Source organism: Moorena sp. SIO3B2 (assembly GCF_010692525.1).
GTDB classification, from domain to species: Bacteria; Cyanobacteriota; Cyanobacteriia; order Cyanobacteriales; family Coleofasciculaceae; genus Moorena; species Moorena producens.
The window spans coordinates 1-10,428 of record NZ_JAAHHE010000222.1 but is presented as its reverse complement, the minus strand read 5'-3'; the positions used below and the strand labels follow the sequence as shown (position 1 = coordinate 10,428).

Below are 10,428 nucleotides of genomic sequence, written 5' to 3'. Positions count from 1 at the left end.
TACCGTAACTTAGCAAAAGTTCTAACTCAAACCAATCAACCAGAAGCAGCAGCAGATTATTGGTATCAAGCCCTGACATTGGAACCGAATACGGTATCGGCTGAAGAACACTTGAATTTGGGTAATACCTTAACCGCCCAAGGGAAATTAACCCAAGGGATAGCTTGTTATCGTCAGGCAATTCAATTGAAACCTAATTTGTCTGAAGCTTACCATCGACTAGGGGATTTGCTAAAAAAACAAGGACAAGGACAAGAGCAAGAGCTGCTAACCCTTTATCAGCAAGCAGTTCAAAACAATCCCCAAGATGCTAAAGCTTACTTCTATTTAGGAAACCTGTTCACAGAGGAAGAAGCATGGGAGCAAGCTGACCCTTGTTATCTCAAAGCCACTCAACTGCAACCGAATCTTGCACAAGCCCATCATAATTTAGCAGATACCTTAGTTAAGCAGCAACGGTGGGAAGAAGCAGTAACAGCTTACCGTCGAGCCATTGAGATACAGCCAGAATTTTCCTGGTCTTATAACAACATGGGCGATGCCTTGCTTAAATTGGAACGGTGGCAAGACGCAGCCGATGTGTTCCGAAAAGCCATTGAACTCAAGCCAGATTTCCCCTGGTCTTATCAAAATTTAGGTGATGCTCTACAAGCATTGGAGCAATGGGATGAAGCAATTATTGCCTATCGCCATGGGATTGAGGTGAAATCCGATTGGCCTTGGTCTTACTATAACTTGGGACAAGCCTTAGCAAAAACTGGACAGTGGCTTGATGCGATCGCATGTTATCAAAAAGCTATCGAACTTGACCCGAATTTTGCTAAAGCCTACAGTCATCTCGGTGAAGCCTTAGCCAGAATTGGCGAGTGGGATGAAGCCATTATCTCTTACGAACAAGCCATTGATATTGACCCCAGTCTTCATGTTTCCGTATACCAGAATTTAGGGGAAGCCTTAGAACGAAAAGGATATAGTAATTCAGAATATAGTAATTCAGAGCTTAATAATTTAGAACTTAGGACAAAAGACGATAGCTCTAGGTTGCTCTTTGAACCAATCAATTCAGAGCTTAGGACAAAAGACGATAGCTCTGAGTGGCCTCACGTTTTCCTTCAACCCTTTCATCCCCCCCAAACTCTCCCCGATGGCAGCCCCTGGCCAAAGATATCGATTGTTACCCCTTCGATGAATCAAGGTGAGTTTATCGAAGAAACTATTCTATCAGTGATTCATCAGCACTATCCCAATGTTGAACATATCCTAATTGATGGGGGCTCTACTGATGAAACCATCACCATTGTTAATCAATACCTAGAGCACCTTACCTATGTGGTTAGTGAACCGGATAGTGGCCAAAGTGAAGCCTTGAACAAAGGATTTGCGATCGCATCTGGGGAAATCTTGACGTGGCTTAATAGTGATGACCGATTAGCCCCAGGAGCATTATATAGGGTAGCCCTAGCATTTTATACCAGTGGTGCTGATGTGGTAGCCGGTGTCTGTCAACTGTTTAAGGATGGCATAGCCCTAGAACAACACTTGACATCCTGTGCTAATGGACTGATGTCCCTTGAAGAAATCTTAGATGTAGAAAGGAATTGGCTAACAGGGAAATTCTTCTATCAGCCAGAAGTTATGTTTACCCGCACCATTTGGGAAAAGTGTGGGGCATCAGTAGATGAAGCCCTCTTCTACAGTATGGATTACGAGTTGTGGGCGCGATTTGCGGCTATTGGAGCCACCTTGCAGGTAATTGGTTATCCCGTAGCTCAATACCGTATCCATGAAAACCAAAAGACTAGCACTAAAGATAAGTATGAGCCGGAATTACTATCGGTATCAGAGGCACTGCGGACTAAATTCAACTGTCCTAAGTCTAAGGCGACAGAAGAGCCTGGGCAACGCCACAGCCTCCGCATTGTGTGCTTCAACGATACCGGATTTCTCGGAGGGGCTGGGATTGCTCACCAACGCATTGCCCAATCCTTAGCCTTAGCAGGACATCAAGTAATTCCCGTTGCTGGCACATTAGACTGGTCATTAACTCCCGTAGACTGCACAGGGTCAGAGGTTTATCAATTAATTGCTAGTGTCAATCCGGATTTAGTCGTAGTGGGCAATATCCATAATATGACCAATCCCTTGGAGATTTTGGAAATACTTACCAGTAATTTCCCCACCATCTTTGTGATGCACGACCAGTGGTTACTTACTGGACGCTGTGCTTATGTAGGGGATTGTGAGAATTATACCACCCTATGTGATCACGAATGTCCCACTAGCCATGAATACCCGAGCTTAGCATCAGAGAAAATAGCCGATGCTTTTCGTAAAAAACACCGGCTTTTAGGGAGCTATAAAACTTTGTTAGTGCTAGGGGATAGTCACTGGACGACTAATTGGGCTCGTTATGCCTTTGACTATCACCACCCTCGAAGGAATTTCCAAGAATGCGAAAGCAAATTTCAGAGCATTTACTATGGCATCGATTTAGATATCTTTCGGCCCTTAGACCAGGCAGAATGTCGGAGCCAGCTAAATTTACCTCACGATAAATTTATTATACTCACTGGTAGTCAATCTGTAAAGGATCAGCGCAAAGGATTTAAGTATCTACTCAAAGCCCTAGACATTGCCAATCTCGATGATATCCTACTGGTTAGTTTTGGTCATGGCTCTGCGATCGCAGAAAACCTTGATATTTGGAGTACAGGATATATCGAGAACCCCTCTATTCTAGCATGTTACTACAGCGCTGCGGATGTATTTATTGGGCCATCCCTTCAAGAAGCATTTGGTCAAACCTTTATAGAAGCCGCAGCCTGTGGCACACCAGCCATTGGCTATGGAGTAGGTGGTGTCAAAGAAGCCATCTTGAATCGAGTCTCAGGACGAGTAGTGACCCAAAAAACCCCAGAAGCCTTAGCTAAGGTAATCAAAGAATTATACTATGACCCCCACAAATTAGACCTGTTGGGGAAAACCGCAGCTATTTATATAGCCAACCACTTCTCCTTACAGTCGAGCTATCACAGTTTTATGGTGGCCTTAGACCAAAGCGGTTGGGTCGATCAGCTCCAAATTCCGAGGGCAAGTAAATTTTTAGTAGACTCTCCCAAACTTACTCAACCCCTAGCCATTAAAAGCGGCATTCCCAAAAACAACAGTAGTATTATCTCTGGGGTTGGTATTCAAGGTTATACCCGTCAGGGTTTTGGAGCATTAGAACCACCCTTGCCAGAAATTGGTCTTTTTCGTCCCAGCCAGTGGTTACTTTGGCCAGAGGGAGAGTTTGCCATCATTGCCGATAATCCCAGGAAAGGTCAGCTAGTCATTGCCTGCCGTAACGTCTCCCAGGGTCAGTTCCTTGAAGTTTGGCAACAGGGTAAGTTAGGATTGCGGGTGGCAGTGCATCACTCTGGGATCGATCAAGTTAATGTATTTACCCTACCGATTTCGTTACTTGAAGGCTTCAATTTATTTTCCCTGAAGACCGAGACCTATCATGTTGATCAGTCCAATCGTCATTTAGGGGTACTGATTGAGAGAATTACCTTTACAGAGCAACTCGATTGGGAACCGTTGCGGGAACACAATGAATTATCTATCCTTATGGATGACCATCTCAATGGGATCGGTTGGTTATCACCTGAAACATTAAATGGCACACCAGTTCGCTGGATGGAGAAAGTAGGTAGTGTGATTATTGACGGTATTAATACTATCAAGCCGCTTCAAGTGCGAGTTTCAGGAATGATGGCGATTGAGAAACGGTTTATTAGGGATATGGTAGTTAAGATAAATGGCAACGCTATTGATGGAGAGGTTCAGGAACAATCCGATAAATCTTGGGTGTTTGAAGGAATTATTCCCTCTGGCCGCCTAACCTTAAACGCTCCATTTGTGCTATCGATTGAATCACCAGGGGTGGGTCAGTTATCATCCATTGATTCGAGATTAGCTAGCCTATTAGTGAAATCAGTTACGATTGGAGCAGCTGAAGGTTAATGGTAAGCATTCAGCCGTCAGCCGTGAGCTTTTAGCTCACGCTGCGCGAACAGCCGTCAGCCATTCCCGTAGCGTGGCCAAGGCTAACGCTACCGGAATGGCTTATATTATTCAAAAGCACAATTAGTGTGCGCTATGGGCATAACCCGTAGCCTAGCCACAAGTTTTTGGCTGATAGCTGATAGCTGATAGCTGAATGCTTACGGTTAATGGGATATTCTTCAGTACCTAGTATAATAAGTTAAATCTTGACATAGGGAGTAGGGAGTAGGGAGTAGGGAGAAGAGTTTAAAGAGGTTTAATGGAAAAAATTATATATACACGAGACAATCAGAAAGTTTCTCTTGAGGTACCTCCCCCTGGTGATATTCCTAGTTTCTTCGTGTTCGCGCTCCACAAATCAGGGAGTGTGATGCAGGACAAAATTATTGAAGATATCGGTTTTACCTTAACTATACCACTGATTAGTGTTGCCAAGACTTCCTTTAATCAAGGGGTAGAAGAAAGTGCCTTTGGTAAGGAGATATGTGACCTTTTTGTCAAAACTGGATATGGCTTTTACGGCTCTCGATATCTCCCTGCCTATCTTAATCATTTCGATTTGAGTGGTTTCAAAAAAATCTTACTAATCCGGGATCCTAGGGATATTGTAGTATCCCATTATTTTTCCATGAAGAACAGTCATGTTATTCCCCCAGGTAAGGTAGGTGATGCCCTTTGGAAAAATCGCCAGCGACTACAAGATATGGATATAGACCAGTATGCGATTCAACAAGCACCTATATTTCGCAACATAATTCAAAAGTACAGCAAGATTGAAGATCAGTTATTCAAACTTTTTAGGTATGAAGATATCGTTTTCAATAAGCGTCAGTGGGTTGCGGATATTATCACGTTTTTAGAATTAGAGCTTGAGGATAGCAAAATAGAAGAAATAGCTAAGAAGCACGATATTTTTCCAACTAAAGAAAATCCCGCCTTACACATCCGTAAAGTCACCCCAGGAGATTATAAGGAAAAGTTAAAGCCCGCTACTATTGATAAGCTTAATGAATGTTTTAAAGCTATTTTTATCAAGTATGGGTATGAGAATTAAGAATGTAGAATTAAGAATGTAGAATGTAGAATGCAGAATGTAGAATCTAGAATTTAGAATTTAGAATTTAGAATTTAGAATTTAGAATTTAGAAAGCATAATTCCCGATTCCCGATTCCCGATTCCCGATTCCCGTTCCCCTCCTGGGAGGGGTTAGGGGTGGGTTCCGATTCCCGATTCCCGATTCCCTACTCCCTACTCAAAACGATAAGCTCTAGCTTTTAATTTTTGCATCCATCCCTTGACTGCTGGTTGCTTAAAGATACTATCAATCACCTCTTTCATATCTTCAGCAACTGGACTAGACTGTTCCGGAATAGTATTACTTTGCCCAAAATAGCTACAAGTTGCTTCTGGCAACCAGAGGGCTCGGCTTCCTCTCAAAAATACTAAATTTAATACTATTTCTACCATCGCAGCCTCTTGATTTAATTCCGTATTGAAGCCCCCTACTAGGTCTAAACGACTGCGACGAAACATAATATTACTTTGACGCAACGGTTGCCACAGTTTCTCTAACTTCCAGATGTGTAAGTCTTCTAAATCTGGTAAGTCTTGCCATGGCGTGACCTCGGTGATCTTGTCTCCCTCAACCAGTTGCCACCCACTCAATAGTAAATCCAGGGTAGAGGATTCCCGATCAAATGCTGCTACTTGTTTCTCTAGGGCATCTGGTAGTAAAACACTGTCACTATCGAGAAAGGTTACAAATTCTCCTTGGGCCATCTCAAGACCGCGATCGCACAACGCCCCCCATTTGCGATTGGCCGTTGGCCACGCTACGCGAACGCATCCTCCATCCCATCCTGCTAGATAACCCTCTTTAATAACAATTCCCCCCTTACTAAGGTTCCTACTTCCTGTTCCCCCCTTATTAAGGTTCCTACTTCCTGTTCCCCCCTTATTAAGGGGGGTTAGGGGGGATCCCTGCCTGCTCCCTGTTCCCTGTTCCCTGTTCCCTGTTCCCTGCTCCCTACTCCCTACTCCCTGATTAACCGCTCTATCCACCACAATAATTTCATAGTCGGAATAGTTTTGAGCCACCACACTCTCCAATGCTCGGTTAACTAACGCGCTAGTACTATTAACAACAGGACTTACGCGGTTAAGTTGATTTCGCCCCCCTAGCCCCCCAATTCTGGGGGGAATGATCTCAAAGTCCCCCAAATTTGGGAGATCCAAATTTGGGGGATTTAGGGGGCAAATGCGTAAGTCCTGGACAATAATAATCACACTAACTCGTGGTGAATCCTGATCATGCCAGGGTTTTAGCTGCCAGGTGCTGTCAGCAATCGTTCCTTGTGCTTGCACATTCCCAAGAATTTTATTCCGTTGCGCTTCCTTCCCCATATGGGCCTCATTTTTGCCCCCGATCAGATCACCGTAGCTATGATTTTGATGCACTGCCATCACCACTTCGCTGGCATCGACTATGGGGTAGCCCCTCATAGCCGCAGTAGTTACCATCCAGGTATCCCAATATCCCCGTCCCACCGCAAACTTAGGGATACTACGAAATAAATATTTAGGAAAGATAAAGTAATCCTTGGCATCATGAGCACCTAAACAACCGGTCTGATTGACCTGTTGACACAGGATGTCTTCCCAGTTGGGAGACTGAAATTCTATGGGATTGGACAAGTCAAGATTCCAGCGTCGTCCAGTGATTAAAAATGTGTCTAGGTGTTGGCAGACCTGTTCAATGGCTTGGGTAAAATCCTTCAGTAAAATAATATCAGCATTGATGTAAGTGATGATATCGTAAGTTGCTTGCTCCTGGACTTGGGCAAACACACTATCCAGTAGAGGAGTACCATAGCTATTGCACTCGATATCAGGAACATGATTAACTCCTAACTCTTCAGCAATGGAGGCTGTACCAATTTCATCACCAAATAAAATGATTTCTGGCTTAGGTTTGAGCAAAGTCCAGCTGGTAATGGCGTTGTGCTGGATGATACCAATCATACCTAGAAAAGGCTTAGGCACCGTGAAAATGCTGATGCCTAGGGTTGGTTGAATCTCTGGCTTGATATACAACAGTTGGGCCATTGTGCTGATTGCTAATCGTTGATATTGATGGTATTGTTATAGAGTTTGTAGATGAGTTGTAAACACACTTCTTGCCGAAAAAGCCATGGATCCAAGAGCCAAAAGGCAAGAGGGTAAAGAGAACCTCAGTTTTATTGTCCAAGAAAAAAAGACCTTAAAGGTTTACATCTCCAATACAAACGCTATTTTAGATAAGAAAATCGAATTGATTAGCTAGAATCTTATAGCTATAATATTATAGCTATAAGATAGTCTTGGTGGAATCATTAAGATACCACAATCAATTCGATTAAAAACTGCTAGCTCGAATACAAGTTTTTAACAATCGTTAAATAACAGTATTAAGAAACAGTATTAGAATGCGCTCCCAAATAGAACTAGCTATGGTTGAAACTTCTGTAAGTATTGCAAATCAATTGAGACAGCAAGGACAACAGAGTGAAGCAATTGCAGCATACCAGGAAGCAATTGAGTTACAGCCAGATAATCCAGGAATTTATCACCTTTTGGGACAATCTCAGGCTCAGCAGGGGGATTTAGAAGGTGCAATCGCAAGCTACCAAAAATCAATTGCCCTCAATCCCCAACAGTCGTTTTGGGTCTACAAACATCTCGGGGATGCTCTGAGGGCCCAAGGAAAACTGGATCAGGCGATGGTGGCTTACCAGGACGGGATGCAGTTCGAGCCAGACCATCCGGATTTCTATCACAATTTAGGACAAGCTCAAGCACTACAGGGAAATTTAGAAGACGCGATCGCATCCTACCAAAATGCGATCGCACTCAATCCTAGCCATCCGTTTTGGATCTACAAAAATCTCGGGGATGCTCTGAGGCAAACCAATCGAGTTGATGAAGCAGTTTGCGCTTACCAGGAAGCAAGTCAGTGTGACCCAGAAAATGGGAAAGTAGTATATCCTAACTTGGCACAATGTCAGCAGCAACAGGGAAATTTAGACGATGCCATCGCCTCTTACCAAAATGCGATCGCACTAAATCAAGACCAGCCAGCTTGGGTTTACCAAAATCTCGGGGATAGTCTGAGCTTGCAAACTCGATGGTATGAGGCCATTACCGCTTACCGTAGCGCTATAGCCATTAACCCCAGCATAAATCGGGTTAAAGAGAGCTTAGCGGATGCTCTGCGAGAAACCAAACAATTGGAGCAAGCGATCGCAGCCTATCGCGATGGTATTGAAACCAATCCCGACCGCTTTGAGTCTCACCATTGGCTAGGGGATTTATATCGAGAAAACAAGAATTGGGAGCAAGCCGCAGCAGCTTACCAATCCGCCATAGCACTCAATTCCTACAATGCTTGGACTCACCATAATTTAGGCTTAGCCTTAGCCCAACAAGGGAAGCTAGAAGAAGCCGTAGCTGCTTATCAAGAAGCCATAGCCCTATCCCCTAACCAGTTCTTTGAGTTTTACCACAAATTAGGGGAGGCTCTCACCCAACTCCAGCATTGGCAGGAAGCAGTTACCGCTTATGGTCGTGCCATTGACCTCAGCCCAGAAAATCCTGAGTTATACTACCCCTTGCGCAAAGCATTGGAAGAATTGGGACAGTGGCAAGAACCAGATTATGAACCCCCATCACAAGACCCTTGGCTAGCCGCTCACCAATGGGCAGATAGTTTGCGAGAACAGGGAAAAATAGCGGAAGCGATCGCAGCCTATCGCTATGCTCTCGATATCAATCCCAACTGTTGTGAATCTTACCATTGGTTAGGGGATTTACTCTTAACACAACAGAATTGGCATGAAGCAGCAACAGCTTACCAGCGAGCCATAGAACTCAATCCTTATAATCCCTGGTCTCACCATAATTTAGGGCTAGCCTTAACCGAACACGGCAAATTAGACGAAGCAGTAGCTGCCTTAAACCAAGCCATAGCCCTATGCCCCAACCAGTACTTTGAATTTTACCAAAACTTAGGAAATGCCCTCAGCAAACTCCAGCGTTGGGATGAATCCCTTACCGCCTATGGCAGTGCTATTGAATTAAATCCAGGCCATCCTCAGTTACACAGTAGTTTAGGAAGTGTCTTGGTTCAATTGGGAAAGTCCGATCAAGCAGTAGCGTCCTACCGTCGCTCTATACAGTTAAAGCCAGATCACCCCGAGATACACGAAAAATTAGGAAATGTGCTTCGAGAAAGAGTCCAGGTAGATTTAGATCAAGCAATCAGCTGTTATCGTCGAGCCATTAGGACTAATCCAGATAATCTCGATAATTATCACAAAGCATTAGGGATACAATCCAACGATCCTGAACTGTATCTACAGTTAGGCAATACATTAGTCAAACAAAATCAGTTAGACCAAGCCATCATTTTCTACCAAATCGCCCTCCAGATCCAACCCGAAAATTATGAAGTAAAGGCTCAGTTGACCAGGGTTTTGGAAAAACAAGGCAAGCTAGGGAGTAGGGAGTAGGGAGTAGGGAGTAGGGAGTAGGGAGTAGGGAGTAGGGAATAGGGAGTAGGGAATAGGGGTAGGTTTTTTACATTTGGGTAAAACATCGGACTTAACCTCAGGAGAGGAAAAGGAAAACAACTTAGGTGCGCTTGACCTATTAAGAATTAAATTCGCCACGGGTCGCACCTGAAGAAGCGATGCAGTCGGCCAAAGGGGGTTTCCCCCGGAGACGAAACCTTAGACAGGGGAGCCTTTATGGTTGGTAGGCTATGCAGATGCATGATTAAAACTTATTGATTAAGGCTCCCCTGTCTTACGGTAACTATCGCCAAAGGCGACGCTTCGCGAACAAACCACTCGCTATTGGATCAAGACAATGATGATTTTTAAGGACAAATTAAGTATATTTTCTTATCCCCCACACCCGGTCACCCTACACCCGGTCACCCCACACCTCACGTCTTTGTTAAAAACCTACCCTTATGAGGTGGGGAGGGTGGGGAGCTAGATATTTCGTAGGGTGGGTTAGGCGCGGCCAGGATTTTGAAGGATTATCAATCAGTTTTTATCCGCGCCGTAACCCACCGTCTTCAAATTGATAACTGACTACTGACTAGTGTAATTATAGCGTTTCTGATACTTATAAGGTACAGTCAATTTTGTTACCCCGACTCCCGACTCCCGACTCCCGACTCCCGACTCCCGACTCCCGACTCCCGACTCCCGACTCCCCACTTCCTCTGTCCGCCCCTCGACCGCCTCCTCCCGACTCCCGACTCCCTACTACCCTCCCCACACCCCCTACTCCCTAAGTTCGTAAGAACACACCACTTCACTCTAGCACATTAT

General features: G+C 44.4%; 8 protein-coding genes. 6 read left to right on the top strand and 2 right to left on the bottom strand.

Going from position 1 to position 10,428, the window contains the following annotated elements; all coding sequences use genetic code 11:
- From F6K38_RS28575 to F6K38_RS28565, 3 genes are all read left to right on the top strand, one after another.
- The coding region (locus tag F6K38_RS28575; RefSeq protein ID WP_287358444.1) for a tetratricopeptide repeat protein at window positions 1-4,008 on the top strand (4,008 nt) is incomplete at its 5' end.
- A complete protein-coding gene (locus tag F6K38_RS28570) occupies window positions 3,989-4,135 on the top strand; it encodes a hypothetical protein (RefSeq protein ID WP_154659734.1) in 147 nt (48 codons plus the stop codon). The genes F6K38_RS28575 and F6K38_RS28570, both read left to right, overlap by 20 nt.
- Before the next feature lie 174 nt (window positions 4,136-4,309).
- A complete protein-coding gene (locus F6K38_RS28565; RefSeq protein WP_008181871.1) occupies window positions 4,310-5,104 on the top strand; it encodes a sulfotransferase domain-containing protein in 795 nt (264 codons plus the stop codon).
- A 195-nt stretch (window positions 5,105-5,299) separates the two neighbouring features.
- Here F6K38_RS28565 and F6K38_RS28560 read toward each other — a convergent pair whose 3' ends face one another.
- Window positions 5,300-7,156 carry a glycosyltransferase family 2 protein gene (locus tag F6K38_RS28560; protein ID WP_287358442.1) on the bottom strand — a complete coding sequence of 619 codons (1,857 nt, stop codon included), beginning with the start codon at window positions 7,154-7,156 and terminating at the stop codon, window positions 5,300-5,302.
- An 85-nt stretch (window positions 7,157-7,241) separates the two neighbouring features.
- Here F6K38_RS28560 and F6K38_RS28555 point away from each other — a divergent pair, with 85 nt between their 5' ends.
- Window positions 7,242-7,373 carry a hypothetical protein gene (locus F6K38_RS28555; RefSeq protein WP_008181869.1) on the top strand — a complete coding sequence of 44 codons (132 nt, stop codon included), beginning with the start codon at window positions 7,242-7,244 and terminating at the stop codon, window positions 7,371-7,373.
- A 166-nt stretch (window positions 7,374-7,539) separates the two neighbouring features.
- Window positions 7,540-9,597: a tetratricopeptide repeat protein gene (locus F6K38_RS28550; protein WP_161603145.1), complete on the top strand. Its 2,058-nt coding sequence runs from the start codon at window positions 7,540-7,542 to the stop codon at window positions 9,595-9,597.
- Here the strand turns inward: F6K38_RS28550 and F6K38_RS28545 are convergent.
- Entirely contained in the window at window positions 9,580-9,756 is a 177-nt protein-coding gene (locus tag F6K38_RS28545; RefSeq protein ID WP_165691812.1) for a hypothetical protein, read from the bottom strand. The two genes, F6K38_RS28550 and F6K38_RS28545, sit on opposite strands and share 18 nt — an antisense overlap.
- A gap of 482 nt (window positions 9,757-10,238) precedes the next feature.
- Here F6K38_RS28545 and F6K38_RS28540 point away from each other — a divergent pair, with 482 nt between their 5' ends.
- On the top strand, window positions 10,239-10,391 hold the full coding sequence (locus F6K38_RS28540) for a hypothetical protein (RefSeq protein WP_287358440.1): 153 nt from the start codon (window positions 10,239-10,241) through the stop codon (window positions 10,389-10,391).
- Window positions 10,392-10,428 lie beyond the last annotated feature (37 nt).